Genomic DNA, 26389 nt, shown 5'->3' on the forward strand with positions numbered 1-26389 from the left:
CATGCGCAACGCCCTCGCCGCCGTCATCACGGGGCTCATGGCCGTGTCCATGGCCGGCTGCGGCGAGGGCGAGGGAGAAGGCGACGACGGCTTCACCGTCGGCCTGCTGCTGCCGAGCAGCGCGGTCCCCCGCTGGGAACGCTTCGACAAACCCATGATCGAGAAGCGGGTGAAGGCGCTGTGCCCCGACTGCAAGGTGGCGTACGCCAACGCCGCGGACGACGCGACGAACCAGCGGCAGCAGATGAACTCCCTGATCACCCGAGGGGCCCGAGCCATCATCGTGGACGCGGTCGACGTCAAGGCGCTGCGTTCCTCGGTCCAGGCGGCGGACCGGGCACACATCCCGGTCGTGGCCTACGACCGGCTCGCCGAGGGCCCGGTATCGGGCTTCGTCAGCTTCGACGGCGCCCAGGTCGGCAGGCTCCAGGGCAAGGCACTCCTGAAGGCCATGGGCGACAGGGCGAAGCACCGGCGGATCGTGATGATGAACGGCGACCCGGTGAGCCCCAACGCGGCCTGGTACAGGAAGGGAGCCCGGTCCGTCCTCCACGACAAGGTGACGATCCGCAAGGAGTACGCCAACCTGGAGTGGCGGGCGGACAACGCCCACAACAACATGACGGCCGCGATCAGGGACCTGGGTCCGGGCCGGATCGACGGCGTCCTGGCGGCCAACGACGCCATCGCCTCCGGTGTCATCTCGGCACTCAAGAGCGCCGGTGTCTCACCGCTGCTCCCCGTCACCGGCCAGGACGCCGACCTCGACGCGGTGCAGCGGATCGTCAAGGGCGAGCAGACCATGACCGTGTACAAGTCCTTCAGGCAGGAGGCCGATGTGGCCGCCTCCATGGCCGTGGCCCTGGGGCACGGCAGGTCGACCCACGCCATCGCCACGACGACGGTGGACAGTCCCACCGCCCAGGACGTCCCGGCCGTCCTGCTCACCCCGGTCCCCGTCACGGCCGGCACGATCGAGCGGACCCTCGTCAGGGACGAGGTGTACTCGATCCACGAGATCTGTCCTCCGAAGCTGCGGTCCGCCTGCGACCGTGCCGGGCTCACCGGACCGACGACCAAGGGGACCAAGGAGACGAAGGAGACGAAGGAGAAGCTGGTGAAGGGAGGTGATCCCGGTGGCGTTCCCGCCCGTGCTGGCGTTGCGCGGCATCTCCAAGCGGTTCGGCGGCGTCCAGGCGCTCCTGGATGTGGAACTGCAACTGCGGGCCGGTGAGGTGGTCGCCCTGGCCGGGGACAACGGTGCCGGCAAGTCCACGCTCATCAAGGTGATCTCGGGGGTCGGGCCCGCCGACCGGGGTGTCATCGAGTGGGAGGGCCGGCCCGTGCACATCAAACGGCCCCACGACGCCCAGACCCTGGGCATCGCGACCGTGTACCAGGACCTCGCGATGTGCGACAACCTCGACATCGTCGGCAATCTGTTTCTCGGCCGGGAGATCGACCGGGTGGGCGTTCTCGACGAGGTGGAGATGGAGCGCCGCGCCCGTGAGTTGATGCGTACCCTGTCCATCCGTATCCCCGATGTGCGGATGCCGGTCGCCGCGCTGTCCGCGGGACAGCGGCAGGCCGTCGCGATCTCCCGCTCGCTGATGGGCTCACCGAGGGTCCTGCTCCTCGACGAGCCCACCGCCGCCCTGGGTGTCGAGCAGACCAGCCACCTCCTCGACCTCATCGAGCAGGTACGGGACCGCGGCATGGCGGTCCTGCTGATCAGCCACAACATGGGGGACATCAAGGCCGTCGCGGACCGTGTCGCCGTCCTGCGCCTGGGCCGCAACAACGGCCTGTTCGACGTCAGCACCGCATCCCAGGAGCAGATCATCTCCTCCATCACCGGCGCCGCGGACAACGCCGTGGCCCACCGCACGACAGGCACCGAGGAGGCATGGCCGTGAGCGGCAGCGAGCCGTCCCGGCGCGTCGGGCCGCGAGGCGGCATCGGTGCCGGGACCGCCACGCCCGGCAGGGGCCCGCGCACCCGCGGATGGCACCAGAGCCTCAAGGGGTACGCCGACGACGTCCGCGGCCGGGTGCGGGACGGCGAACACGGCCCGGTCTCGGCCATCCTCGGTCTGGTCGTGATCTGGATCGTCTTCCAGACCCTCGACAGCAACTTCCTCTCACCGCGCAACCTGTCCAACCTCAGCGTGGACATCGTGGGTACGGGCCTGGTCGCGGTGGGCATCGTGTTCGTGCTGCTGATCGGGGAGATCGACCTGTCGGTCGGCTCCGTGAGCGGCCTGTCGGGGGCCGTGTTCGCCGTGCTGAACGTGAACTACGGGCTGCCGGAGTGGATCGCCGTGATCGTGGCGGTGGTCTCGGGGGCGGCCGTGGGTGCCCTCCACGGGGTGTTCTTCGCCCGGATCGGCGTGCCCGCGTTCGTCGTCACGCTCGCGGGACTGCTGATCTGGAACGGCCTGACGCTCTACCTGCTGGGCGCGAGCGGCACGATCAACATCGACCAGTCGGGCCTGGTGGCCTCGCTGACCAGCAGATACTTCGGTGCCCACGCCGCCGCCTACGGTCTGGCGGGGCTCGGTACGGCCGGGTACCTGCTGGCCGCCGTCCGGCACCGGAACCGGAACCGGGCCGCCGGGATGCCGTTCCGGCCGGCGGGCGGGATCTGGCTGCGCGGCGGGGTCCTGGCGGTGCTCGCCTTCGGCGCCGCCTACACGCTCAACCAGTTCCAGGGCCTTCCTCTGGCACTGCTGATCTTCCTGGTGGTCCTCGTCGTCTCGGACTACGTCCTGCGCCGCACTCGCTACGGACGGCGGGTGTACGCGCTCGGCGGCGGCCCCGAGGCGGCGCGACGTGCCGGAGTCGGTGTCGAGCGGGTGCGGATCACGATGTTCATGCTGTCGGGGACGCTCGCCGCCGTCGGGGGCCTGTTCGTGGCTTCGGGGCTCACCTCGGCGAGCCCCACGACGGCCCGTGCCGCCGGCTCGGGCATGCTGCTGATCAACGCCATCGCGGCGGCCGTCATCGGCGGCACCAGCCTGTTCGGCGGGCGCGGTTCGCCCTGGTCCGTGCTGCTGGGCGTGCTCGTCATCGGGTCGATCGCCTCGGGCATGACGCTGCTGGGGATCGAGGACTCCATCCAGTTCATGATCACTGGAGGGGTGTTGCTCGCCGCCGTGGCGGCCGACTCCCTCTCCCGGCGCACCGACCGACTGAGGGGCGGGCGACCACGGGCAGGTTGACGCGCTCACCACAATCACCGATCGCCTGGTTTTCGATGAAATCTCAACCAAATGGAAGACCCGGGCATTCCTGACATACGGTGGAGGAAGCCTCGCGTCCATCGGAGTGCCATGAAGCGCAGCCGCCTAGCCCAGGTGGCCGTGACCGCCACGGTCGCCACCGGTCTCGTCCTCTCCGGCTGCGGCCACGCCGGCCTGCCGTCCGGTCAGTCGAACAGCACGATCAACGTGCTCACCACGGACGCGTCCCAGATGCAGAACCTCAAGAAACTCACGATGAAGTACTTCACCGCGCGGACCGGCATCAACGTCAACTACACCATGCTGCCGGAGAACGCGGCGCGGGAGCGGATGAACCGCGAGTTCGCGACCCAGGCGGGGCACTACGACGTGGCGAGCGTCAGCGCGTACGAGGTGCCGATCTACTCGGCCAACGGCTGGCTGACCCCGCTGAACTCGTACGCGAAGGCGGACAAGAAGTTCGACCAGGGCGACGTCTTCCCCAACCTGGTCGCCTCGCTGACCGGAAAGAACGGCAAGCTCTACGCCGAGCCGTTCTACGGCGAGGGGTCGTTCCTGATGTACCGCAAGGACCTCTTCCGCAGGGACGGGGTGACCATGCCGGCGAACCCGACCTGGGAGCAGGTCGCCCGGCTCGCGGCCCGGCTCGACGGCACCGACGGCGCGAACGGCATCTGTCTGCGCGGGCTGCCCGGTTGGGGCCAGAACCTCGCCCCGATCAACACCGTCGTCAACACCTTCGGCGGCGCCTGGTACGACATGGGGTGGAACGCCAGGCTCACCTCGCCGGACTTCAGGAGGGCCGTGGGGTTCTACGTCCACCTGCTCCGCGCGTACGGTGAGCCCGACGCCCAGCGGATGGGGGTTCTGCAGATCCTCAGCCGCTTCGTCCAGGGCAAGTGCGCCATGATGTACGACGCCACGTCGCTGGCCTCGTCCATCGAGGCCGACAGTTCGCCGGTCAAGGGCAAGGTCGGCTACGTCCCGGCACCGCACGACAAGACGATGAGGTCCGGCTGGCTGTGGACCTGGGCCTGGGGCATCCAGAAGGCGAGCAGGAAGAAGAACGACGCCTGGAAGTTCATCTCCTGGGCCTCCTCCAAGCAGTACCAGGCCGAGGTGGGCAGGGAACTCGGCTGGACCGCCGCGCCCGCCGGGAGCCGGGAGTCGCTCTACGACAATCCCGAGTACCAGAAGGCGGCCCACGCCTGGTACCGGCAGGAGTACACGGCCGAGACGCAGTCCGCCGATCCGAACGACCCGGGTGTCGCCCCGCGTCCTTACACCGGGATCGGTTTCCTGGCCATCCCCGAGTTCGCCGTTCTCGGTACCGCGGTCTCCCAGCAGATCGGCTCCGCGATCGCCGGACAGCAGTCGGTCGGCACGGCGCTGCAGAAGTCCCAGGACCTCGCGCAGGCGTCGGCGGCGAAGCACCGGGGTGAGTGAGCCTTCCTGAGGGCCGCCGCCCCCGGACCCCCGCTCTTCGGCCTGAGGAGCGGGGGCCCGGGGGTCACGCCACGGAGCGCATCACTTGCGGATCAGGCTCCGCAGCACGTACTGCATGATGCCGCCGTTGCGGTAGTAGTCGGCCTCACCGGGGGTGTCGATGCGGACGACCGCGTCGAACTCGACACCCGTGTCGGTGACGACCTTGACCGTGCGCGGCGTGGTGCCCTCGTTCAGTTCCGTGACGCCGGAGACGGAGAAGGTCTCCTCGCCGGTCAGACCGAGAGACTGGGCCGAGGCGCCCTCCGGGAACTGCAGCGGGAGCACGCCCATGCCGATGAGGTTCGAGCGGTGGATGCGCTCGTACGACTCGGCGATGACGGCCTTGACGCCGAGCAGCGCCGTGCCCTTGGCCGCCCAGTCGCGGGACGAACCGGAGCCGTACTCCTTGCCGGCCAGGACGACCAGCGGGGTGCCGGCGGCCTGGTAGTTCTGCGAGGCGTCGTAGATGAAGGAGACCGGCGCGCCCTCCTGCGTGAAGTCGCGGGTGTAGCCGCCCTCCGTGCCCGGCGCGATCTGGTTGCGCAGGCGGATGTTGGCGAACGTACCGCGGATCATGACCTCGTGGTTGCCGCGGCGGGAACCGTACGAGTTGAAGTCGCGACGCTCCACACCGTGCTCGGTGAGGTACTTGCCCGCCGGGGTGTCGGCCTTGATCGCGCCGGCCGGGGAGATGTGGTCGGTGGTGACCGAGTCGCCCAGCTTGGCGAGCACGCGGGCACCGGCGATGTCGGTGACCGGGGACGGCTCCAGCGCCATGCCCTCGAAGTACGGGGGCTTGCGGACGTACGTCGACTCGGCGTCCCACTCGAAGGTGTTGCCGGTCGGGATCGGCAGGGCCTGCCACTGGGCGTCGCCCGCGAAGACGTCGGAGTAGGACTTGTTGAACATGTCCTCACCGATGGCGTTGGCCACGACGTCGTTGACCTCGGCCTCGGAGGGCCAGATGTCGGACAGGTAGACCGGCTTGCCCTCCTGGTCCGTGCCGAGGGCGTCCTTGGTGATGTCCACCTTCATGGAGCCCGCGATGGCGTACGCGACGACCAGCGGCGGGGACGCCAGGTAGTTCATCTTGACGTCGGGGTTGATGCGGCCCTCGAAGTTCCGGTTGCCCGAGAGGACCGAGGTCACGGCCAGGTCGTGGTCGTTGACCGCCTGGGAGACCTCCTCCGGCAGCGGGCCGGAGTTGCCGATGCAGGTGGTGCAGCCGTAGCCGACGAGGTTGAAGCCGACCTTGTCGAGGTACGGGGTCAGGCCCGCCTTGTCGAAGTAGTCGGTGACGACCTTGGAGCCCGGGGCGAGCGTGGTCTTCACCCAGGGCTTGCGGGTCAGGCCCTTCTCGACCGCCTTCTTGGCCACCAGCGCGGCGGCGACCATGACGTACGGGTTCGAGGTGTTGGTGCAGGAGGTGATGGCCGCGACGGTCACCGCGCCGTGGTCGATCTCGTAGGTCGAGCCGTCGGGGGCGGTGACGGTGACCGGGTTGGACGGGGCGCCGTTCGGGGCGACGGCCGGGGCGTCGGAAGCCGGGAAGGACTCCTGGCCCGCCTCGTCCACGACGTCCACGTAGTTGCGGACGTCCAGCTTGAACTGCTCGGCGGCGTTGGCGAGGACGATACGGTCCTGCGGGCGCTTCGGGCCGGCGATCGACGGGACGACCGTGGCGAGGTCGAGCTCCAGCTTCTCGGAGAAGTCGGGCTCGGCGGCCGGGTCGAGCCAGAGGCCCTGCTCCTTGGCGTACGCCTCGACGAGCGCCAGCTGCTGCTCGCTGCGGCCGGTCAGCTTCAGGTAGTTGATGGTCTCGGCGTCGATCGGGAAGATCGCGGCGGTCGAGCCGAACTCCGGCGACATGTTGCCGATGGTGGCGCGGTTGGCGAGGGAGGTGGCGGCCACGCCCTCGCCGTAGAACTCGACGAACTTGCCGACCACACCGTGCTTGCGCAGCATCTCGGTGATGGTGAGCACGAGGTCGGTGGCGGTGGTGCCGGGCTGGAGCTCACCGGTCAGCTTGAAGCCGACGACGCGCGGGATGAGCATCGACACCGGCTGGCCGAGCATCGCGGCCTCGGCCTCGATACCGCCGACGCCCCAGCCGAGGACACCGAGGCCGTTGACCATGGTGGTGTGCGAGTCGGTGCCGACGAGGGTGTCGGGGTACGCCTGGCCGCCACGGACCATGACCGTACGTGCCAGGTGCTCGATGTTCACCTGGTGGACGATGCCGGTGCCCGGCGGGACGACCTTGAACTCGTCGAACGCGGTCTGGCCCCAGCGCAGGAACTGGTAACGCTCCTTGTTGCGGCCGTACTCCAGCTCGACGTTCTGCGTGAAGGCGTCGTTCGTGCCGAACTTGTCGGCGATGACGGAGTGGTCGATGACCAGCTCGGCCGGGGCCAGCGGGTTGATCTTCGCCGGGTCGCCGCCGAGCTCCTTGACGGCCTCACGCATGGTGGCGAGGTCCACGACACAGGGAACACCGGTGAAGTCCTGCATGATCACGCGGGCCGGCGTGAACTGGATCTCCTGGCTGGGCTGGGCCTGCGCGTCCCAGTTGCCGAGAGCCCGGATGTGGTCGGCGGTGATGTTCGCGCCGTCCTCGGTGCGGAGCAGGTTCTCCAGCAGGACCTTGAGGCTGTAGGGAAGGCGGGCCGAGCCCTCCACCTTGTCCAGCCGGAAGATCTCGTACGACTCGTCGCCCACCTGCAGCGTGCTGCGGGCGTCGAAGCTGTTCGCCGACACGACAGTCTCCTTCATTTTTGTGCGCGTACCACCGCATCCTGCCGCCACGCTGTCTCGACGATCCGCTAAGGTAAGGCTTACTTAGGCAAGCCTTACCGCCACTCGATGATGGCGTGCGGCTGCGGCGCGCCTCGGCAGATATCTCGATGTCGAGATAACTGTAGTACATGCGCACGGTCCGGTCATGCCCGGAACTCTGGCCCGCTCACTCGGAAGGCGGTCTTCCGCTTTTCGTATATCTCACATCAGATATACGGTCGCCTCATGGGAGACGACTACCTCGTACGCATCGGCAGACTCATCCGTGACGCCCGGCAGCACCGGGGCTGGACACAGTCGCAACTCGCGGAGGCGCTCGGCACCAGCCAGAGCGCCGTGAACCGCATTGAGCGCGGCAACCAAAACATCAGTCTTGAGATGATCGCTCGAATCGGTGAAGCGCTGGACAGCGAGATCGTCTCGCTGGGCTACGCGGGTCCGATGCATCTGCGCGTGGTCGGCGGCCGCCGCCTGTCCGGTGCCATCGACGTGAAGACCAGCAAGAACGCGTGTGTCGCGCTGCTGTGCGCCACGCTGCTCAACAAGGGGCGCACCGTGCTGCGCCGGGTCGCCCGCATCGAGGAGGTGTACCGCCTTCTGGAGGTACTCGGATCGATCGGTGTCCGCACCCGGTGGATCAACGACGGGGTCGACCTGGAGATCGTGCCCCCGGCCGATCTCGACATGAACGCCATCGACGCGGAGGCGGCCCGCCGTACCCGCTCGATCATCATGTTCCTCGGCCCGCTGCTGCACCGTCTGGACCGCTTCCGGCTGCCCTACGCGGGCGGTTGCGACCTCGGCACGCGGACGATCGAGCCCCACATGATCGCGCTGCGCCGCTTCGGACTGGACATCACCGCGACCGAGGGCCAGTACCACGCCACGGTGGACCGCGCGGTCAGCCCGGGGCGGCCGATCGTGCTGACGGAGCGCGGCGACACGGTGACCGAGAACGCGCTGCTCGCCGCCGCCCGGCACGACGGCACGACCGTCATCCGCAACGCCTCGTCCAACTACATGGTCCAGGACCTGTGCTTCTTCCTGGAGGCCCTGGGCGTGCGCGTGGAGGGCATCGGGACGACCACCCTCACCGTGCACGGTGTGCCGGACATCGACGTGGATGTCGACTACTCCCCCTCGGAGGACCCGGTCGAGGCGATGAGCCTGCTGGCCGCCGCCGTGGTGACGGAGTCGGAACTGACGGTCCGTCGCGTCCCCATCGAGTTCCTGGAGATCGAGCTCGCGGTCCTGGAGGAGATGGGCCTCGACCACGACCGCACGCCCGAGTACGTCGCCGACAACGGCCGTACGCGTCTGGTGGACCTCACCGTCCGGCCCTCCAAACTGGAGGCGCCGATCGACAAGATCCACCCGATGCCGTTCCCCGGCCTCAACATCGACAACGTGCCGTTCTTCGCGGCCATCGCCGCCTCCGCGCAGGGCAAGACCCTCATCCACGACTGGGTCTACGACAACCGCGCGATCTACCTCACGGACCTCAACCGGCTCGGCGGCCGCCTCCAGCTCCTCGACCCGCACCGCGTGCTGGTCGAGGGCCCCACTCGCTGGCGCGCCGCCGAGATGATGTGCCCGCCCGCCCTGCGGCCCGCCGTGGTCGTCCTGCTGGCGATGATGGCGGCGGACGGCACGTCCGTCCTGCGGAACGTGTACGTCATCAACCGCGGGTACGAGGACCTGGCCGAGCGGCTCAACACGGTCGGGGCGCAGATCGAGATCTTCCGGGACATCTGAACGGCGCGGTGTCGTGCCCCTTGAAGGCAAGGGGCACGACACCTCGAAATGCCAGCTGACCTGTGGATACTCACCTTCACGACCCTCCACTGATCACTGTTGTTTTTCAGCACCTTGTGCAACGCACGTGCAAGATGATCTTGAATGGTTGGCGATACGTCAGAGATACGCGACGCGCCATGACGACAACCTCACCTTGGTAGTGGCCTCAGTGAAGAAGAAGCCTTCCACCCGACAAGAGCTGCATAAGGGCGGTCTGTCCGTAGGTACTCCGGCAAGACGCCTTGCGCCTTCAGCGAGTTGTGTTATGGCGGGCGGCTTCGGTCGAGGTTGATACCGCCAGGGGACGCACGCCGCGATAATCCGTACCCCTTCACACCTCATATCAGACCTCCCCGGCTGGCGGTCATGACTTCCCTCGCCCATCCGATATGCCCGAGAGCGCCCTTGGGCGTGTGCGAGATGTTCTTGCGGCACCCACGTTCCTGGTGCGGGTGCCTGCCTGGTTGGGGTCCGCCTCCGATCGACACACCGAAGAAGATCGCAACCAGGCAGCGCTGCCGGGTTGGCGGGCCGGGAAGCCACGATGGCTGTCCGGCCCGCAGGGTGATGTTGTGATGCTGAGTCAGGCGCTGGTTGCTGCGGTGTAGCGGGCGGCGACTCCTCCCAGTTGACCAGGTCCCACAGCTTGGTGACGTAGTCGAATAACATCCAACGTGGGCCGTGAGCAGGGTCAATCTCGGGCAAGCCAAGCCCCCGACCGCGCTGGGCGCACTGCGCCTTACCTGCTGTCGCGGTGGGCGAGGAAGACCGGGACCGTCGCGGCTGGACGTTCCGGGAGGCCTGTGGACGAACCGGGCACCCCGCCGAAAGCCGCTCCACCACCTGTTCGTCACACGGGGCAAAGGTGTCAGCGCGTTGGAGGGTCAACGACCACAGTCGGCCTGGTGCGCTGGCCGTACCCGGTGTTCACCTCCGTGACGGCTTGGCGCGAGCGAGGTGGTGAAGGTGGCCGCGCGGCGGGGCCGGATGCGCGGCGGCGGCATGGTCGCGGGCATCGCGGGCGCTCTCGGCTGCATCAGCCACTCCACAACAGCATCACTCACTCGTCAGGCGCGAGGCGGGTTGCACTCCCACCAGACCGTCCAAGGATAGGAGCCGTCGCGGCGCCAGTCCTCCAGATGCCAAACGGGATTCCCTTGGGCGAACTGGTGGTGGCATGCGAACTGGTCGTACAGGCCGCCGCGGTTGTGGGGGATGAGGTGCCCGTACTCCTGCAGCAATTCCGTCCAGGCGATGCCCGTGCCGATGTTGGGCCGTATCAGCTGGTTGTGCCGGAACCAATGGGCAGTCGCCACATAGAAGGACGGCCCGTCTCCGCGCACGGCCCAGTGTGCCGAGAGGATGGCACCCCCGCTCGCCTGCGCATCCGCCACCACGGGATGCGCGGCCGTGTCATGCCGCACGGTCTGCACCACGCTGTTCCCCTCGATGCGGTACGAGGCGGGCACAGCCTTCCCGTTGGCGTCCCTTGCCGTCGGGGCGTCGATCCCGCCTACCGGATTTCCGCGTGCGTCCATTACTGCGACACTGCCGTCCTTGCCCTGGCTGAGCCGGCCTCCCTTCGGCACATCCACGGGGTAGGTGAACTCGCTGGGCGCCGCCACGTCATTCAGCACGGCCTGCACCCGAGCACTGCGCTCCATCGGCCGCACGGCGAGGTCGGTGTGCGGCAGCGCGTCGGGATAGGCGACAGTGCCGTCCTTCGCCAGCTGAGCGGGACGCTGGGCAGCCCCCTTCGGCAGACTCAGACTCAACGGCGCGCGGTCGCCTGCACCTGACCGGGCCAGCGTCAGGCTGTCACGGCTGGTGTCGGGCGGGTCGATGCGCAGGTGGTGGCCGCTTGCCGCCAGCCCCTGCCCGGCCTGAGTGCGGGCCCGGACGAATTCCTGCCCGCTGTCCGGGAAAACCTTGTCGATCCGCTCGGCGATACGCACCGCCTTTGCCGCTGCGCCATCGGGCCGGCCGGTCGGCGCACCGGCTGCCTGCGCTGGCGGCACCAGGACCGAGCCGAACAGCACCGCCGCTCCCGCAGCCGAGCCAAGAAGTCGTCCCGGTGAAGCCCCCAGCTCACGACGGTGCCCTCCCGCACCACTGTTGCGCTGGCCTCACGCATCGCGACGGCACAATGTGTGTGCTGTGGCCCAGCCAGCAACTGTTTCGGGCCTCACACGGCACAACACCGGACGCATCCGCGCGGCGTGGAATTTCCCGCGCCTGTCCCCAGTTGCCCCGTGTCCGCTCCGGCTGACCGGATTCGTCACGTACGGAACGCGGCACGTGGTACGTGGTACGCGGCCCGGCTGATGGCGTCGTGCTGCGCGGCTCACGCTGCGACGAGCAAGGTGCAGGTCCAACGGCGCTGACGCCCCGGCGACGGACACATGACGTCTGGTCACGCGCACCTGGCGCTCCGAAGGCAGGCTGGGCTCGTCGGCGGCCTGGCCCCCGGTGCTGGAGGCGAAGACGATCAGGTACGTCGAAGAGCCGTCGGCCCCGTACGGACAGCGTTGGTCCCTCCGAGGCTATCGGGAGCTGTAGGGGAGGAGCGCCATCTCTCGTGCGTTCTTGATCGCCTTCGCTATCTGCCGCTGCTGCTGACGTGTCACGTGAGTCACCCGACGGCTGCGGATCTTCCCGCGGTCGGAGATGAACTTCCGCAGCAGATCCGTGTCCTTGTAATCGATGGAGGTGATGCCGGCGGCGTCCAGGGGGTTGACGCGCCGGCGTGTGACGGCCTGCCGCCGGGTGCTTGTGGGTCGGGGCATGGTGAGGTCGATCCTCTCTTTCAACGGGATGCGGTGGAACGCACGAGCTGTACGGCGGAGCGGTACAGCTCGCGGTTCAGGTCACTGGGTCGAGCAAGTCGTCGAAGGCGTGCGGAAGTTGCCTCCAGCGGTCCCTGCCCGCCGCGTACTCGTCCTCGGTGAGCAGGCACGAATCGAGCAGGGTCGCCAGACCGTCGCGGTCCAGGCCGGGCGAGGTGAAGGTGAGGTGCTGGCAGCGGTCGCCGTGTTCGGGGTGCCAGTCCACGGAGGCGGCGACGCGGCGTTCGGCGGGCACCATCTCCCAGGCGGCGTCGGGCAGGGCGGCCAGCCAGGGGCCGGCCGACTCCACGCACAGCGCGCCGCCCGCGGCGTCCCAGGACAGCAGCGTGTCGGGGCGGTCGGCCAGCCAGAACCGCCCGCGGCTGCGGGCGGCGGCGCAGGTCAGGTCCTCCAGCGCGGCGTAGAGGCGCTGCGGGTGGAAGGGCCGTTGGCGCCGCCAGACGAAGGTGCTCACACCGTGCTCCTCGCATTCCTGCGGCAGAAGCGCGCACGCAGGATGCACACGGGCGCCGGCCGCTGCCACGTCGAAGCCCGCCGGCAGAGCGGCCTGCAGGGTGCCACTGTCCACGCGCACCTTTCGTGCGCCTGGCGTGAGCTGGGCGAGCAACGCGTGGTCGGCGTCGTCGGCCGACTCGCCGCCCTCCTCGCACGAACTGCCCTCAACGAGAGCGATCACCGTGGGGTACTCCAGTTGCCGGGCGAAGGTGTCGGCGACGGTGCGCTGGTCGGTCCGGGCGGCGGCGAGGCCGACATCGGCCAGGTCGTCCCCGTTGGCCAGGTACGGCAGGACGAGCGCCGGATCGACCACGGTGACGACCCCGGTCAGCGCCAGCGGTGCGCCGGCGGCAGCGATGACCGTGGCCATGCCCTGAGGTTCGACGGAATCCCACAGTTCCACGACGGCAAGCTGGTGCCTGCCTTGCTCGGCGAGCCGCAGGAGTTCGGGGACGAGGTCCTCGCGCAGCGCGCAGCACGCACAGTCGTTCACCAGGGGTGCGTCGCCACTGCCCAGCAGGCCCTTGGCGTCGCGTACGGTGCGGTGCGCCGCACCGTCGGCGGCGGACGTCAGGTCGTGGTGCAGCACGACCGCGCCGGGGACCGTACGCAGGATCTCGTCCACGGCGGCCCTGCGGGCGTCGGCGTGCAGCCCGGCGACGATCGCGACCGGCAGCCGCGCCTTGTGCCCGCTCACCGGCTGCTCCGTCCGCGGTTGCCGTAACGCCGCTCGAAGCGCTCGACCCGTCCTGCGGTGTCCAGGACGCGCTGGGTACCGGTGTAGAAGGGATGGCTCGCCGAGGAGATCTCGACGTCGATGACCGGATAGGTGTTGCCGTCCTCCCACTCGACGGTCTTGTCGCTCGTGGCCGTCGACCGGGTGAGGAAGGCGAAGTCGGCGGCCCGGTCGCGGAAGACGACCGGGCGGTACTCGGGGTGGATTCCCGGCTTCACTGCGCTCAGCGCTCCTCACGGAAGTCGACGTGACGGCCGACGACCGGGTCGTACTTGCGCAGCGTCAGCCGGTCGGGATCGTTACGGCGGTTCTTGCGGGTCACGTAGGTGTAGCCGGTGCCGGCGGTGGACCTCAGCTTGATGATCGGTCGGAGTTCGTTACGGGCCATGGACGGCAGCATACACGCTATTGATTTTCATTTTCATTAAGCTGCTAGTGTGCTGCCACAGCCACCACCAAGGAGGAAACGTGTCCGCCCACTGCCAGCTCACCGGTCGACAGCCCGGCTTCGGCCATCACATCTCCCACTCTCACCGGCGCAGCAAGCGCCGTTTCGACCCCAACATCCAGCGCAAGCGCTACTGGCTGCCCAGCGAAGGCCGCCACGTCCGGCTCACCCTCTCCGCCAAGGGCATCAAGACGGTCGACACGATCGGCATCGAGGCCGCGGTGGCGCGCATCCGCGCCCGGGGAGGGAAGGCCTGATGGCGAAGAAGAGCAAGATCGCGAAGAATGAGCAGCGGCGCCGCGTCGTGGCCCGCTACGCCGCCCGCCGCGCCGAGCTGAAGGTGATCATCTCGTCTCCCCGGACATCCGACGAGGACCGCGCCGCCGCCCAGAGGGAACTGCGCCGACAGCCGCGCGACGCGAGCGCCACCCGCCTCCGCAACCGCGACTCCGTGGACGGCCGCCCCCGCGGCCACCTGCGCGCCTTCGGCCTGTCGCGCATCCGCGTACGTGAGATGGCCCACGCGGGCGAGCTGCCCGGCGTCACCAAGAGCAGTTGGTGACCCACTCCCATCCGCTCACGCCGAGAGACCCACGGCTGCCGTACCGGCCGCATACCACTGTGCCGCCCGCGCGTGCGGCACTGTCGGAGTCCGGCCGGGGATAGGCCGCGTCGGCGCCCCCCTCGTCTGCGGACCGGCCCGGTCCGGTCCGCAGACGGAAACGGCGACAGCGGGCGCGGGGGCGGCCGACGGAGCGACTGCCCGCCGGAACTTCGGCGAAAGCGTTGAAAGCGCCCTCTTCAATGTGGGCCCCGGCCACGTAGTCCATGGCCTGGGCCACCGCGCCATGGAGACGCTGCGGTGCTTGCAGCAAGCCCGGATCCTCTCGTGAAGCCGCGCGCCCCTCATTCCGGCCCGGAGACATCAGTTGTGGCCCGCGTGCCCGGGGCCTCCCACGCAGCGCAGGAGACCTTCGTTGCGTGGTTGCTGTGGAGCTACCGGTCATAGAGCAGCACTTCGCGCCCCTAGGGCGTGTTTCGAAAGTCCCGCCTGCCCCGCGGCGCCTGGCACGCACGCTCGCGGCGTTGCCTGAGCTGGTCGGCTTCGTTGTGCTGGTCATGGTGGGGGTGGATGAAGCAGGTTTGTGGGCTGGGGAGTTGGAGTCGGTGCTCGCGCGGGTTGCGGGCCGGTTCTCAAGGGTGGATCTGCGGTGGCGGATGCGGGACTACGTGCGTGGTCTGCTGGCTCCGGTGGAGCGGAAGAACGGCTGGCAGCTCGCCGAGTACGCAGGTCACCGTGGGCCGGCAGGCTTCCAGCATCTGCTGAACGGTGCGGCCTGGGACGTCGACGCGGTCCGGGACGACGTGCAGAATTACGTCGCCGAGGGCCTCGGCACCCCGGACGGGGTCCTGATCGTGGACGACACCGGCTTCCTCAAGAAGGGCACCACGTCCGCTGGGGTGCAAAGACAGTACTCGGGTACGGCCGGCCGGACGGAGAACTGCCGGATTGGAGTCTTCGCCGCCTACGCCTCGGCCAAGGGCAGAGCGTTGGTGGACCGGGAGCTGTATCTGCCGCAGTCGTGGACCTCGGATGCGGACCGCTGCCGGGCGGCGAAGGTCCCTGACAGTCGCGTCTTTGCGACCAAGGGCGAGCTGGCCCGCGCGATGACCCTGCGGGCGCCGGCCTCCCCCCTGCCGATCGCCTGGGTGACGGGCGACTGTGCCTACGGACAGGAATGGCGCATGCGCCGCACCCTGGAAGAAGCCGGTGTCGGCTACGTCCTGGCCGTGCCGAAGTCACAGCGACTGCACGCTCCCTTCGGCCGTACGACCAGGCCATCGCCGATGCCCCCGGCGAGGCATGGGAAGACCACTCCTGCGGCGACGGTGCCAAAGGCCCGCGCCTCTACGATTGGGCCGCCGCACGCCTGCCGGCGATCAGCGTCTTCGACGGCGACAGGCCCACCCACGAGCGGTGGATACCGGGCCGCCGCAGCCTGGCCCGCCCGGACGAGATTGCCTACTCTCGCCTACGCCCCCAACGGCACCAGCGTTGCTGACCTTGTCCGGATCGCTGGCTCGCGCTGGGCGATCGAGGAAGCCTTCCAGACCGCAAAGAACGAATGCGGCCCCGACCAGTACGAGGTCCGCCGTTATCCGGGCTGGTATCGCCACATCACTCTGGCCATGCTCGCCCACGTGTTTCTGTCCGTCGTCGCGGCCCAGGCCACCGAAAGGGGGGCCGCAGAAACGACCCCACCAGCACCATCCGCTTCACGGTGGCAGAGGAGAAACCTCAGATCAGGGGCCTGGGGGTCCCTTGTTATCCAGTCCAATTGGAGGGGCCGACCCGCGTGGCCGATCACGTAGGCCGACGCGCCTTACCGGCAGGCGGCTGTCCGGCACGGACGTGGGTCACGGGTGGGCCGGGAGCCAGCGCTGCTGGACGGCGCGTACGCCGGCCTCGAAGCGGCTGCGCGCGCCGAGGCGGTCCATCAGCTCGGAGGCGATTCGGCGGGCGGTGCGGTGGGACACTCCGAGGCGCTTGGCGATGGCCTCGTCGGTGTGACCCTCGGCGAGCAGGCGCAGGGCGGTGGCCTGCTGACCGGTGAGGCCGTGCGCGTCGGTGGAGACGAGCTGGCCGAGGGGCTGGGCGGATTCCCAGGTGGTCTCGAAGAGCGCGCACAGTGCGGTGAGCGTGCCCTGTCCGGTCAGGAGCACCGCGCCGGCGGCGGTGTCGTCGCTGCTGACGGAGATCATGGCGATCCGCCGGTCCATCAGGATCATCCGCGTGGGAAGCGACGGCACCGTGCGGACCTGACCGCCCAGCCGGGCCAGCCAGTTGGCGTGCTCCACAGTGGGCCGATTGGCGCGCACGCTGTCCAGGTAGATCGTGCGCATCCGCACCCCGCGGCCGAGCAGGTCCTCGTTGAGCGGCCGGGACGCGGCCATGTTCTCCGCGGTCTGCGGCCCGCCCGGCGCGAACGTCAGGAATTCCTCGCGCACCTCACGGGTGAGCACGGCCAGCCGGTCGCGGATCTGGTCGAGCCCCACCAGTTGCTCCACGCCGGGGTGACTGGCGGCCGGCCGCAGCTCGGCGTATTCCGAGATGAGCTGGGCCGCGGCCGCCCGTGAGGCCTCCAGGCGCTGCTGCTGCGCCGCCAGCTGGGCCTGCTGCCGGGCCATCAGGATCTCCATGCCGATGTCCGGCGAGACCGCCCGCAGCCGCCCCGCGTCCCCGGCGGCGGGACGCGCTAGCGCCAGCTCGCTCAGGGTGTCGAGGGCGTCGCGCACCTCCTCCTCGGACAGCCCCACGGCGTCGCCGAGGTCCGCGACACCGGCGGCCGGATGTCTGAGCATGGCGCGGTACACCGTCTCCGCGACGGAGTCGAGTCCGAGTGCGGTCAGCACGTGCGTCCCCCCGATTCTGCACACAACGACCCCTCTTCAGCGCTGATCTTCGCAGAACAGAGACGTTTCGTCACAGGGGCAGGCCGGAAGGGGCCAGGGACACAACCGGCCACGCGGCGCGCCGACGTGGCGAGCTCATCCGTTGAGACGCTGGAGCGTGTATCTCGTCCACGCGCATCTGGAATTCCCTCCCGGCGACCGTCTGCCGCCGGATGTCCGTGAGTTGGTGCGCTCGTCCATCGTCCCCAACGACCACGTCGAGCACGTCGCCGTGCATCCCCGCTCCCCCTCCCGGCTCACCCTGGGCTTCTACCTGCTGGCCGACAGGCTGGGAGAGGCCGAGGAGCGGGCCGTCCGCGTCTGCGGCCGACTGCTGTGCGACGTCCCGCAGTTGGCGGCGGCGCGGCTGACAGGTGCTGGGGTGCCACTGATGCCTCTGGCGTTCGAGGAGCAACCGGTGGACTGAAGCGGCCCGTGTGGACGTATCGGTCCAAGGCCCTTTCCGTCCACCGAGGAACCCTTCTCATGGGCCCCGGCGGCGACGAACCTAGTGATCACCGGCCAGGAAGCGCGTCACCGCGGGACGCGACAGCGGGCCGGACCTCACACCTCGTCCCGGAAGGAACGGACAGCCATGCCTCGCATCCGTATCGCCAAGGCCGCCGCGGTCGTCTCCCTCGTCGTCGCCGCGGCCCTCGCCGCCCCGGCCGTCACCTCGGCATACGGGACGGACGCCGCTGAGTCCTCCTCCGTCCTCGCCGCGGACGCCGGCTGGCAGTCCGCCCCGGCCGACGCCGGCTGGCAGTGAGCCGTCCGCGCAGCCACTGACGGCGACTCCCACGAGTCCCACAGCCGGCCCGCGTCCCACGCCCGCCTGTTCGCCTGACCCGTGCGTCTGCCCTGCCCGACCTCAACCGCCCCCGGGGGGACCAGAAGTGAAGAACATCCGCACCAACGGCCGTAGAGTCGCAGGTCTGCTCACCGCCGCCGCCCTGAGCACCGGACTCCTCACGGTGACCGCCCCCACAGCCGACGCGGCGACCACCTGCTCAGGCGGCGTCAACATCTACGGCGTACTCACCGACGGCAGGCTCACGTTCAGCCAGATCAACCCGGCCACCGGCGACCTCGCCAAGGTGCTCGTCGGACCGGACCTCGGCTTCGAACCGCAGGCCATGGCGACCCTCAACTTCAACACGGTACTGATGACATCGACCAGCGGCGCCCTCTACCGCATCGACGTCAAGACCAACAGCACCAGCCTCGCCCTGCTGAACCCGCCGGTGAGGATCGCCGACAGCGGCTGGACCCACGACAAGCTGACCTACGACGGTCACGGCCACCTCTACGGCACCACCACCTCCGGCCTGCTGCTGCGCTACAACGTCACCGAGGACAAGCCGGCCGGCTCCCAGCACATCGGCGTACGCACCGAGATCGACACCGGGTTCGTCCTGAAAACCCTCACCGCCACCGGCGACGACCGGCTCGGCGCCACCACCGGGGACGGTCGGCTGCTCGACTACACCATCGCAGGCGCCGGTTCCTGGAAGAGCAACACCCTGAAGTCCTCCGGCTGGTCGGGCTTCAACCAACTCGTCTCCCCGGGCAGCGGGCTGTACTACGGGCGGCTCTCCACCGGGGCCATGTACTGGTACAAGGACGCCAACCCGACCGACGGTTCCGGCGCGGACATCACGTACCACCTCGACGACCCGGTCAACACCAGTGGCTGGACTCAGAAGCTGCTGTCCGCGCAGCCCGGCACCTATACCTGCACGACCTCCGTGGACACCGTCGACCGCGACAACATCACCGAGGTCAAGGTCGCCGGGCGGCAGCTGATGAACGAGAAGGACGCGGCCTGGGCCAACACCACCCAGTGGGCCTGCCTGGAGAACCTCTGGGATCACGAGAGCGGCTGGCGCTGGAACGCCACGAACCCGTCCTCCGGCGCGTACGGCATCCCGCAGGCGCTGCCCGCAGCCAAGATGGACGTCGCGGGCGACGACTGGCACGAGAACCCGCTGACCCAGATCAGATGGGGCCTGAGCTACATCGACGGCCGTTACGGCTCTCCGTGCAACGCATGGAGCTTCTGGCAGGCGAACAACTGGTACTAGACCGGTAGTTACAGACTTACGGACACGACAAAAGGGCGCGCCCCCTCAGAGGAGGGGGCGCGGCCCTTTTGTCGTGTCGGCGTGCGGGTCAGGACACGCACTCGGTGGAGGGGGCTCCGTGGAGTTGGCGATCCCGTTGACCCGGAGCTCCACGGAGCCCCCGTAGATCTCGCTGACGTGCTCGCGAAGGCCAGGGTGTACGACGAGCAGGAGGCGAACAGGGCAAAGTCGGAGTACACGTCACCGGAGTTGGTCCAGTTGGAGTTGGTGGAGACCGTCTGCCAGTACGGCGCCGCCCCGGCCTGCCCGGCCGCCAGGAGCAGGCCGGCCGCTGCGGCGGCCACGGTGGTGAGGATTCTGCCGGTCTTGAGCAGGGTCGCTCCCTTGGTTACGGATTGGGGTGGGTTGCCCCACGGCCAGTAGGTGATCTTCCCACCCGGCCGACAGTGATCAAGGCTGGCGCCCTGGGTCAGACCGTGGCCGTGGCGGCTTTGGGCCAGGTATGCCGAAAGGGCCCCGCCGGTGTCGGCGGGGCCCTCGGGGGCAACGGGCGGGACTGCGGCTGGGGCGTCAGGCGATCTTGTCGTAGCGCAGGGCTACATACGCCGAGGCCGGGTGGCTGTCGATGGTGCCGCTGTAGGCGTTCGCGGAACGGTAGTTCATGTCCGAGTCCGGGCTGCCCTCGGAGTAGTAGTAGAAGGTGCCGGCGTCCTGGTCTTTCCAGCCCGCGAAGAGGACCGCGTGCCCCTCGCTGCTGGAGTTCAGCGCGTCGCCAGGCCGGAGGTCGGCCTTGGAGATCTGCGTGGCGGCGTTGTCGAGGGTCTGCGTCGTCAGCGAGGAGGTGAGGTGCCAGGCCATGGAGACGAAGCCGGAGCAGTCGGTGCGGTAGGTGTCGTCGCCCTCGATGTCGGTGGCGTAAGCGGTCTGGCTGTACTGGATGTTGCGGTTGTACCAGTCCCTGGCCCGGTTCATGACCTCGCTGCGGTAGATCGTGCCGCCCTGCACCGAGTGCGGCGGGGCCGGGGGCACGTAGGCGCAGTTGTCCGCGTACGCCGACAGCAGGGTCTGCGTCCAGCCAGAGGCGTCCACCGGGTCGCTCGGGTGGTACGCGATGTCGGAGCCGTCCGCGTCGGTGGGGTCGGCGTCGTGGTACCAGTACATGCCGCCGTTGGTACGGCCGTAGTAGAGGCCCCCACCGGGGGAGGACAGCGAGTCGACCGCCGACCAGCCGCTCGACTTCAGCACCGCGCGGTCCCAGTCGTTCACACCGTTGATCTTGTAGCTGAGCAGGCGTCCGTCCGAGGTGGAGGCGATGATGCGGTCATCGCCCGCGGCGGCCAGCGTCTTGAGGACAAAGCCCGTGTCGATCACGACGTGCTGGCCTATGTGGGCCGACCCGGAAGGCTTGTCCTGCGACACCAGGTACTGGTGAAGCTGCCCCTCGACCGTGCCGTAGAGGTGGCCGGCGCCGTCGTAGACCATCTTGTCGAAGGTCCAGCCGCCGTCCCAGATCTTGGTGACTCCGGCGAGAGCGAGGGAGGTGTTGTTGGTCTGGATGTCGACGCGGTAGAGGTCACCGGCCGTCGAAGTGACCAGCACCGTGTTGAAGTTGAGCGTCGCCATCGCCTTAGGTGTGAATCCGAGGCCCGGGCCGATGAGCGTCTTCACGCGGTTGCCGGTGTTCGGCTCGATCTGCGTGTACGTCAGCCGGCCGTCCGACAGCGTGCCGTAGATCGACACATCACCGGTGCACGAGGCAACGGCCTGCGCGGCCCCGCCGGCGACGGTGACCAGCCCCAGGGACATCGCCCCGACGGCGAGGGCGGCGGACGTACGGCGAATGCCGTTGCTCAGCTTCATGATCTCTCCTGCGGCACGGAAGTCGATTGGGCGAACGCACGTCCCTGGCCCGGACAGCTGCCCTGCAGGTGCAGCTGTGCGGGTTGTTCGCGGGGGTGGCGCCCGATGTCAGGAACTACTTTCACCGCAGGTCAGGGGTGCCGGAAGAGAGATCGGATGGCCGCAAAAGTCCTTGGCCGGTTGTGTCCTGACGGGTCGTCCGCCCATGCCAGCGCGCCCAGGCATGGCGGCCTAAGTGGATCTTGGACGCGAGATGATCTCGGCTCGTGGCACGTGGAGATCTGACGGATGCACAGTGGGCCCGACTGGAGCTACTGCTGCCCAGGGGCAAGAAGCCTGGCCGGCCGTCGATATGGACCAGGCGACAGCTGATCGATGGCATTCGGTGGCGGACCCGGGCCGGGACGCCGTGGCGGGATGTCCCCGAGCGGTACGGGCCGTGGGGCCGGGTGTACGACCTGTTCCGACGCTGGCAACGGGACGGCATCTGGCAGCGGATCTTCACCCAGCTTCAGGCCCAGGCCGATGCCAAGGACCTGATCACCTGGGACATCAACGTCGACTCCACCATCTGCCGGGCCCCACCAGCACGCCGCAGGGGCGAGGAAAAGGGGGATCTGCACAAGGAACCGCCCGGCGGGATCGCCACCGAGCCGGACGATCACAGCCTCGGACGCTCGCGCGGCGGCCTGACCACCAAGCTCCACTTGGCCGTCGAGCAGGGCCAGAAGCCCATGTCGATCGTCATCACGGCCGGACAGCGCGGGGACTCCCCGCAGTTCGAGCCCGTCCTGAAGGCAATCCGTGTGCCCCGCATCGGGCCGGCCCCGCACCCGACCCGACCGCGTGCGCGCGGATAAGGCGTATGCCTCTCGAAAGAACCGCGCTTACCTGCGTGGACGCGGGATCCGCTGCACCATCCCGGACAAGGCCGACCACGTCCGCAACCGGCACAAACTCGGCTCCCACGGCGGTCGGCCACCGAAATTCGACAAGACCGACTACCGCGAGCGCCACGCGGTCGAGTGCGGCATCAATCGTCTCAAGAGGCACCGGGCGGTTGCCACGAGGTACGACAAGCTCGCGGTCCGCTACGAGGCTGCCGTTCTCGTCGCGGCCATCAACGAGTGGCTGTGACCAGGATCGTTGTGAGAATGGGCAGACAGCCTGTGGAGTTCGCGGTGTTCAGGGGTTGATGGTGTGTTCGGTGAACTGGCCGCAGGAACGGAATCCCAGGCGGCGGTAAACGGGCTCGCCGTCGGTGGACGCCTGCAGCACCGCGATGCGGTGCTCTCGGTCGCGGGCCGTGTGGAGTGCGGCGAGCGTGATGGCACCGCCGTAGCCGCGTCGGCGGTGGGCGGCCAGGGTGCAGATGTTGTAGATCCCGGCAACCCCCGCGTGATGAAACACTTCGGCCGAACAGACCGGACGGCCGTCCACGTAGCCGACCAGGTAACGGGCCGGACAGTGTTCGGCCAAGGCCTGCGGGGCGGCCTGGGCGAAGAAGCGGCGGACTGTGTCAGAGGGCGGGGTCCAGTTCGCGGCGAGAACCGCGGCGTAGTCGGCGAGTTGTTCGGACGTGGCCACCGTCTGGATGTCCAGTCCTGGGGCGGCGGGCAGCGGCAGGGTGTCGTCCAGTTCGGCCCACATCGCCGTCTCGTGTTCGGATGCCGGCAGACCAGCCGTCGTCAGGCGGGCGGTGAGGTCCGGTGGCCGCGAGGCGGGCCCCACCCACCAGGAGAAGGGGCGGCCGGTGCGAGCCAGGGTCCGGGCAGTCTCGGTGATACGTGCCGTAGCGGTGGTGACGGTGAAGCGCGCCGCAGCAACGATGTTGAAAGTGTCATCGTCCAGGCTGCTGTCGGCGACCAGGAGGTCATCAGTCTCTGTAACGGTCGCACCGCTCATGCTCCGATGCAGGTGACAGGCATGTTCCGCCAGATTCTGCTCCATCCTGTCCGTCAAGTCGGCGTCATTGAGAAAATGGACATTCATAACGAGTGATCCCAGCATGACTGGGCGTAGGTCGCACGTGATTTTGGATCGCTCGCCGACGGTGTCACGTCGGCGACCAGCACATTCGATAGGCGGCTGAGTGCGACGCCCGCCCAGTTGGAGTCGGTGCTCTCCCGGCTCGACCTGGTCGTCACCGATCGGCTGCACGGGATGGTACTCGCCCTGCGTACCGGGGCTCCCGCGCTGGTCGTCGACCCGGTCGAGGGTGGTGCGAAGGTGACGGCGCAGGCGCGCGCCTGTGGCTGGCCCGCGCTGGTGCCCGCCGAGCGGCTCGACGAACCCGTGCTGGACCGGTGGTGGGAATGGTGTACGACCTCCGGCCGCGGGCTCGCCCGCGAGATCGGTGCCGGATTCCGCGAGGGTGCGGCGGCGGACGGCACGGAGGATCTTCTCCAGGCCCTTCGGCCGGGCGCCACCGTACGACAGCGACCAGGACGCGGCCCCGCTCAGCCCGTGTACCGGCGGGCGGTCGACCGACGTTGGGGTCCCTCCAGGAGCCGTAGCCGGGACTCGATCTCCCTCGGCAGCACGCGTCGTTCGCGCAGTACCCACGGCAGCGCGGCGGCGGCCCCGGCGAAGGCGCGCAGGGAGGCGGAGTCGCGCGGGACCGTACGGGCCAGGTGCACGGTGCGGCGCAGCGCGGGCACCGCCGGGCGGCGAAGCCAGGTGAACCACAGCGTGTTGCGGATGCCGTGGGCCCGGCGCAGCGTGGCGTCCCTGGCGACGGACGGCTAGTGATGGACCGTCAGATTGTCGGCGTACGTCAGCCACCAGCCTGCGGCGGCGAGGTCCGCGGCGAGCAGTTCCTCCTCGCCGCCGAGCCACAGCCGCGGGTGGAAGCCGCCCGCGGCCCGGAAGGCTTCCGCGCGCAGCACGGTCGCCGCGGCCAGGAAGGAACCGAGAGCCGGCCCGGGCAGCCAGCTCGGCCCGGGGATGGGTGAGTGGCGCAGTTCCGTGACGATCGGGTCCTCGGTGCCGTCCGGTTCGACGACGATGCGTGCCGTGACGGCGCCGAGCGCCGGGTGCCGGTCGAGCAGCTCGGCGGCCCCGGTCAGGGCCCCGGCAGCCCACCAGGAGTCGTCGTCGCAGAAGGCCACGTAGGGCGTGTGCACGTGGGGCATGGCCAGGTTGCGGCCGACGGCGCCGAGGTTGCGGCCGGGGCGCAGCAGCCGTACCTGCGGGTGGAGGCGGGCGACAGCGGCGGCGGTGCCGTCGGTGGAGGCGTTGTCGGTGACGACGACCCGCGGCCGCTCCGGCAGTTCGGCCAGGTGGTCGAGGGTGCGCAGGAGTTCGGGGCGGCGGTTGTGGGTGATGACGACGGTCGTGCGGGGGTCGGTCATACCGGTGCTCCGATGTCCGCGGTGTCCGGGGTTCCGGGGTTCCGGGGTTCCGGGGTATCCGGGGTATCCGGGGTATCCGGGGTGCGGGCGGCCCGCTCTGCGAGTGCCTTCGTCGCGGCTGTCTCAAACACGTGGAGACAGCGTGCCCGTTTGCGAAAGGCCGACAAAGGGCTGACGAAGGCCCCCGGTCGCGGGTCCGGGGCAATGCTTTGGTCAGGGTCACGGAAAGGATCAGTTACGGAGCGGAATGTTCCGACCCAAGATTTGTTCAACTACCGCCAAGATTCAGCCACGGAATCGGTGGATCCCGAATTCGGACGTATGTTCCTCACCGTGATTTCTGAGCCTGCCTCTCACAGAGCCGTCGGCCTCGCGCCGAACGCCACCGATTCCACGTCCACTTCCGCCGCCGCGACCCTGACCAGGACCAGGACCGCACGGCGTTCCCTCCTCCGCGCCGCGCTGGGCGGCACCGCCGCCCTCGGTGCCGGTCTCGCCGTCGGCGCCCCCTCCGCCGCTGCCGCGACGCGCACCGGCAGCAGCACCCGCAACCGCCCGACCACCGGAGCGGAGGCCCTCCAGGAACTGGCCGCGGGCAACCTCCGCTGGCGCACCTACCGCCAGCAGCACCCCAACGAGACGTACACCGTGCGCCAGGCCCTGGTGTCGGGTCAGCACCCCTTCGCCGTCGTGCTGGGCTGCATCGACTCCCGTGTACCGCCGGAGCTGGTGTTCGACCAGGGCCTCGGCGACCTGATGACCGTGCGCTCGGCGGGTGAGGTGCTCGACGAGGCCGTGCTCGGCAGCATCGCCTACGGGGTACTGGAACTGGACATACCCCTGATCGTGGTGCTCGGGCACCAGTCGTGCGGCGCCGTGAAGGCAGCGGTCCACGCGGAGGAGACGGGCGAGGAACTGCCCGCCCACATCCAGTACCTGGCCGACCAGATCAAGCCGGCCATCGACCACAGCCAGGAGGGCGACGCGCGCATCGACGCGACCATAGACGCCAATGTCAAGCGCGTCCGTTCCCTGCTCGCGGCCGAGCCCGACCTCGCCGCCAAGGTGGACGCCGGCGAACTGCTCATAGTCGGCGCCCGCTACGAACTGACCACCCAGCAGGTCCACCAGGTCTGACCCCGGACGGCGGCCCCGGCCCCGGCCTCCGGCGCTCGGCCGGGGACCGGGGCCGCCGTGTGTCCGTCAGCGAGCGACCAGCTTGATCTGCCGCTCCTCCACCGCGCGGATGTGCGGCACCGGAACCAAGCCGGAGGCGCGCAACTCCAGCAAAGTGGCCTGCACCTGGGCGTCGCCGGGCTGATACGTGTCGGACACGACCCAGCCCGTGTCCGACGGGTTTCCGCCTCTGGAGCAGACCATGCCGGAGTTGCCGCCCACGCCGTGCTCGACGCCGTTGCCGGAGCCGCTTCCGGAGACGCTTCCGGAGACGCAGCGGTATGTAAGGGACCCGGCCCTGCCCGAGTTCTTCCACGGGTGTTCGTTGCCGTCGCAGACAGCGCGTGTGCCGCCGATGCTGCGCCGGCTGTTGCCCTGCTGGATCGAGGACGCCACGAAGACGGGGCCGCTGCCGGGCGCGCAGCGGTACCTGCCGGACAGGGTGATCGTGCCGTCGGCGGCCACGCGGCCGGTGGCGGCGATCGTCACGGCCTCGTTCGGCCCGGCGGCGGCCTCGGCCGAGGGGGCGGTGAAGACCAGCAGCGCGGTACCCATGGCCGCGCCGATGACCCGGGGAATCGACATCGGTATACCTCCTCATACCTCCCTGAACGGG

Annotated in this window: 24 protein-coding genes and 2 pseudogenes; 15 read left to right on the plus strand and 11 right to left on the minus strand. The window is 69.1% G+C overall.

The features are described 5' to 3' along the window. The first annotated feature begins 1 nt into the window (after position 1). The 4 genes from IE262_RS37795 to IE262_RS37810 all read left to right on the plus strand — a co-directional run bounded on the left by IE262_RS37795 (position 2) and on the right by IE262_RS37810 (position 4687). Complete coding sequence (locus tag IE262_RS37795; protein ID WP_308432845.1) at positions 2 to 1234, plus strand: sugar ABC transporter substrate-binding protein; 1233 nt, start codon at positions 2 to 4, stop codon at positions 1232 to 1234. Further along, entirely contained in the window at positions 1137 to 1916 is a 780-nt protein-coding gene (locus tag IE262_RS37800) for an ATP-binding cassette domain-containing protein (RefSeq protein ID WP_189880095.1), read from the plus strand. The genes IE262_RS37795 and IE262_RS37800 overlap by 98 nt, the downstream gene beginning before the upstream one ends. Continuing rightward, positions 1907 to 3220 carry a sugar ABC transporter permease gene (locus IE262_RS37805; RefSeq protein WP_189880097.1) on the plus strand — a complete coding sequence of 438 codons (1314 nt, stop codon included), beginning with the start codon at positions 1907 to 1909 and terminating at the stop codon, positions 3218 to 3220. The genes IE262_RS37800 and IE262_RS37805 overlap by 10 nt, the downstream gene beginning before the upstream one ends. Before the next feature lie 111 nt (positions 3221 to 3331). Beyond that, positions 3332 to 4687 (plus strand): ABC transporter substrate-binding protein, encoded by a 1356-nt coding sequence (locus IE262_RS37810; RefSeq protein ID WP_189880100.1) that lies wholly within the window; start codon positions 3332 to 3334, stop codon positions 4685 to 4687. An 81-nt stretch (positions 4688 to 4768) separates the two neighbouring features. Here IE262_RS37810 and acnA read toward each other — a convergent pair whose 3' ends face one another. Next, on the minus strand, positions 4769 to 7486 hold the full coding sequence (gene acnA, locus IE262_RS37815; RefSeq protein ID WP_189880102.1) for an aconitate hydratase AcnA: 2718 nt from the start codon (positions 7484 to 7486) through the stop codon (positions 4769 to 4771). A 264-nt stretch (positions 7487 to 7750) separates the two neighbouring features. On the opposite strand from acnA, the gene IE262_RS37820 reads away from it, so the two are divergent. After that, positions 7751 to 9280 (plus strand): helix-turn-helix domain-containing protein, encoded by a 1530-nt coding sequence (locus tag IE262_RS37820; RefSeq protein ID WP_134028939.1) that lies wholly within the window; start codon positions 7751 to 7753, stop codon positions 9278 to 9280. Positions 9281 to 10389: 1109 nt separating this feature from the next. Here IE262_RS37820 and IE262_RS37825 read toward each other — a convergent pair. The 5 genes from IE262_RS37825 to rpmG form a co-directional block, all read right to left on the minus strand. Continuing rightward, the gene (locus tag IE262_RS37825; protein ID WP_189880103.1) at positions 10390 to 11361 is read right to left on the minus strand and encodes a DUF2599 domain-containing protein; all 972 of its coding nucleotides are present in this window, start codon (positions 11359 to 11361) and stop codon (positions 10390 to 10392) included. A 504-nt stretch (positions 11362 to 11865) separates the two neighbouring features. Then, positions 11866 to 12108 carry a 30S ribosomal protein S18 gene (gene rpsR, locus IE262_RS37830; RefSeq protein ID WP_189880105.1) on the minus strand — a complete coding sequence of 81 codons (243 nt, stop codon included), beginning with the start codon at positions 12106 to 12108 and terminating at the stop codon, positions 11866 to 11868. A gap of 76 nt (positions 12109 to 12184) precedes the next feature. Beyond that, positions 12185 to 13360: a CobW family GTP-binding protein gene (locus IE262_RS37835; protein ID WP_189880107.1), complete on the minus strand. Its 1176-nt coding sequence runs from the start codon at positions 13358 to 13360 to the stop codon at positions 12185 to 12187. After that, complete coding sequence (locus tag IE262_RS37840; RefSeq protein WP_189880109.1) at positions 13357 to 13617, minus strand: type B 50S ribosomal protein L31; 261 nt, start codon at positions 13615 to 13617, stop codon at positions 13357 to 13359. Before IE262_RS37840 ends, IE262_RS37835 begins: the two co-directional genes overlap by 4 nt. Before the next feature lie 5 nt (positions 13618 to 13622). Next, the gene (gene rpmG / locus IE262_RS37845; protein ID WP_026252351.1) at positions 13623 to 13787 is read right to left on the minus strand and encodes a 50S ribosomal protein L33; all 165 of its coding nucleotides are present in this window, start codon (positions 13785 to 13787) and stop codon (positions 13623 to 13625) included. Positions 13788 to 13867: 80 nt separating this feature from the next. Between rpmG and rpmB the strand changes: the two genes are divergently transcribed. From rpmB to IE262_RS37860, 3 genes are all read left to right on the plus strand, one after another. After that, positions 13868 to 14104 carry a 50S ribosomal protein L28 gene (rpmB, locus tag IE262_RS37850; RefSeq protein WP_189880111.1) on the plus strand — a complete coding sequence of 79 codons (237 nt, stop codon included), beginning with the start codon at positions 13868 to 13870 and terminating at the stop codon, positions 14102 to 14104. Beyond that, positions 14104 to 14409, plus strand: coding sequence for a 30S ribosomal protein S14 (gene rpsN, locus IE262_RS37855; RefSeq protein ID WP_189880113.1), 306 nt, complete (start codon positions 14104 to 14106; stop codon positions 14407 to 14409). The genes rpmB and rpsN overlap by 1 nt, the downstream gene beginning before the upstream one ends. 524 nt (positions 14410 to 14933) lie before the next feature. Beyond that, complete coding sequence (locus IE262_RS37860) at positions 14934 to 16220, plus strand: IS701 family transposase (RefSeq protein WP_229877950.1); 1287 nt, start codon at positions 14934 to 14936, stop codon at positions 16218 to 16220. Between the two features lie 45 nt (positions 16221 to 16265). On the opposite strand, the gene IE262_RS37865 is transcribed toward IE262_RS37860, so the two are convergent. Next, positions 16266 to 17261, minus strand: a complete 996-nt coding sequence (locus IE262_RS37865; RefSeq protein WP_189880115.1) for a helix-turn-helix domain-containing protein — start codon at positions 17259 to 17261, stop codon at positions 16266 to 16268. Between the two features lie 142 nt (positions 17262 to 17403). Here IE262_RS37865 and IE262_RS37870 point away from each other — a divergent pair, with 142 nt between their 5' ends. The 3 genes from IE262_RS37870 (at position 17404) to IE262_RS40755 (ending at position 19384) form a co-directional block, all read left to right on the plus strand. Next, positions 17404 to 17727, plus strand: coding sequence for a hypothetical protein (locus IE262_RS37870; RefSeq protein ID WP_229877952.1), 324 nt, complete (start codon positions 17404 to 17406; stop codon positions 17725 to 17727). A gap of 168 nt (positions 17728 to 17895) precedes the next feature. Beyond that, positions 17896 to 18069, plus strand: a complete 174-nt coding sequence (locus IE262_RS37875; RefSeq protein ID WP_189880118.1) for a hypothetical protein — start codon at positions 17896 to 17898, stop codon at positions 18067 to 18069. Between the two features lie 127 nt (positions 18070 to 18196). Continuing rightward, the gene (locus IE262_RS40755; protein WP_189880120.1) at positions 18197 to 19384 is read left to right on the plus strand and encodes an aggregation-promoting factor C-terminal-like domain-containing protein; all 1188 of its coding nucleotides are present in this window, start codon (positions 18197 to 18199) and stop codon (positions 19382 to 19384) included. Positions 19385 to 19954: 570 nt separating this feature from the next. On the opposite strand, the gene IE262_RS37885 is transcribed toward IE262_RS40755, so the two are convergent. Then, complete coding sequence (locus IE262_RS37885; protein ID WP_189880122.1) at positions 19955 to 21244, minus strand: tachylectin-related carbohydrate-binding protein; 1290 nt, start codon at positions 21242 to 21244, stop codon at positions 19955 to 19957. 266 nt (positions 21245 to 21510) lie between these two features. Here IE262_RS37885 and IE262_RS37890 point away from each other — a divergent pair, with 266 nt between their 5' ends. Next, on the plus strand, positions 21511 to 22104 hold the full coding sequence (locus tag IE262_RS37890; RefSeq protein WP_373305231.1) for an IS5 family transposase: 594 nt from the start codon (positions 21511 to 21513) through the stop codon (positions 22102 to 22104). Continuing rightward, the gene (locus tag IE262_RS40675; protein WP_373305232.1) at positions 22091 to 22381 is read left to right on the plus strand and encodes a transposase; all 291 of its coding nucleotides are present in this window, start codon (positions 22091 to 22093) and stop codon (positions 22379 to 22381) included. Before IE262_RS37890 ends, IE262_RS40675 begins: the two co-directional genes overlap by 14 nt. A gap of 48 nt (positions 22382 to 22429) precedes the next feature. Here the strand turns inward: IE262_RS40675 and IE262_RS37895 are convergent, their stop codons facing one another. Further along, complete coding sequence (locus tag IE262_RS37895; protein WP_189880148.1) at positions 22430 to 23194, minus strand: GNAT family N-acetyltransferase; 765 nt, start codon at positions 23192 to 23194, stop codon at positions 22430 to 22432. Between the two features lie 123 nt (positions 23195 to 23317). Between IE262_RS37895 and IE262_RS37900 the strand changes: the two are divergent. Continuing rightward, positions 23318 to 23659: pseudogene (locus IE262_RS37900) on the plus strand (polysaccharide pyruvyl transferase family protein); the annotation flags it as partial. A gap of 44 nt (positions 23660 to 23703) precedes the next feature. On the opposite strand, the pseudogene IE262_RS37905 reads toward IE262_RS37900, so the two are convergent. Continuing rightward, a pseudogene (locus IE262_RS37905) lies at positions 23704 to 24597 on the minus strand (glycosyltransferase family 2 protein). A gap of 333 nt (positions 24598 to 24930) precedes the next feature. Between IE262_RS37905 and IE262_RS37910 the strand changes: the two are divergent. After that, on the plus strand, positions 24931 to 25734 hold the full coding sequence (locus tag IE262_RS37910; protein ID WP_373305233.1) for a carbonic anhydrase: 804 nt from the start codon (positions 24931 to 24933) through the stop codon (positions 25732 to 25734). Between the two features lie 66 nt (positions 25735 to 25800). Here IE262_RS37910 and IE262_RS37915 read toward each other — a convergent pair whose 3' ends face one another. Beyond that, entirely contained in the window at positions 25801 to 26358 is a 558-nt protein-coding gene (locus IE262_RS37915) for a DUF6299 family protein (protein WP_189880126.1), read from the minus strand. Between the last annotated feature and the right edge of the window lie 31 nt (positions 26359 to 26389).

The organism is Streptomyces bluensis (assembly GCF_014650715.1).
Classification (GTDB): Bacteria; Actinomycetota; Actinomycetes; order Streptomycetales; family Streptomycetaceae; genus Streptomyces; species Streptomyces bluensis.

Excerpts from the sequence above, each read along its gene's own strand:
- rpsN (WP_189880113.1), top strand. The coding sequence starts at position 14,104 with ATGGCGAAGAAGAGCAAGATCGCGAAGAATGAGCAGCGGCGCCGCGTC.
- IE262_RS37805 (WP_189880097.1), top strand. The coding sequence starts at position 1,907 with ATGGCCGTGAGCGGCAGCGAGCCGTCCCGGCGCGTCGGGCCGCGAGGC.
- IE262_RS37895 (WP_189880148.1), bottom strand. The coding sequence starts at position 23,194 with ATGGAGCAGAATCTGGCGGAACATGCCTGTCACCTGCATCGGAGCATG.
- rpmG (WP_026252351.1), bottom strand. The coding sequence starts at position 13,787 with ATGGCCCGTAACGAACTCCGACCGATCATCAAGCTGAGGTCCACCGCC.
- IE262_RS37795 (WP_308432845.1), top strand. The coding sequence starts at position 2 with ATGCGCAACGCCCTCGCCGCCGTCATCACGGGGCTCATGGCCGTGTCC.
- IE262_RS37820 (WP_134028939.1), top strand. The coding sequence starts at position 7,751 with ATGGGAGACGACTACCTCGTACGCATCGGCAGACTCATCCGTGACGCC.
- IE262_RS37810 (WP_189880100.1), top strand. The coding sequence starts at position 3,332 with ATGAAGCGCAGCCGCCTAGCCCAGGTGGCCGTGACCGCCACGGTCGCC.
- IE262_RS37875 (WP_189880118.1), top strand. The coding sequence starts at position 17,896 with ATGCCTCGCATCCGTATCGCCAAGGCCGCCGCGGTCGTCTCCCTCGTC.
- rpsR (WP_189880105.1), bottom strand. The coding sequence starts at position 12,108 with ATGCCCCGACCCACAAGCACCCGGCGGCAGGCCGTCACACGCCGGCGC.
- IE262_RS37885 (WP_189880122.1), bottom strand. The coding sequence starts at position 21,244 with ATGAAGCTGAGCAACGGCATTCGCCGTACGTCCGCCGCCCTCGCCGTC.
- IE262_RS37915 (WP_189880126.1), bottom strand. The coding sequence starts at position 26,358 with ATGTCGATTCCCCGGGTCATCGGCGCGGCCATGGGTACCGCGCTGCTG.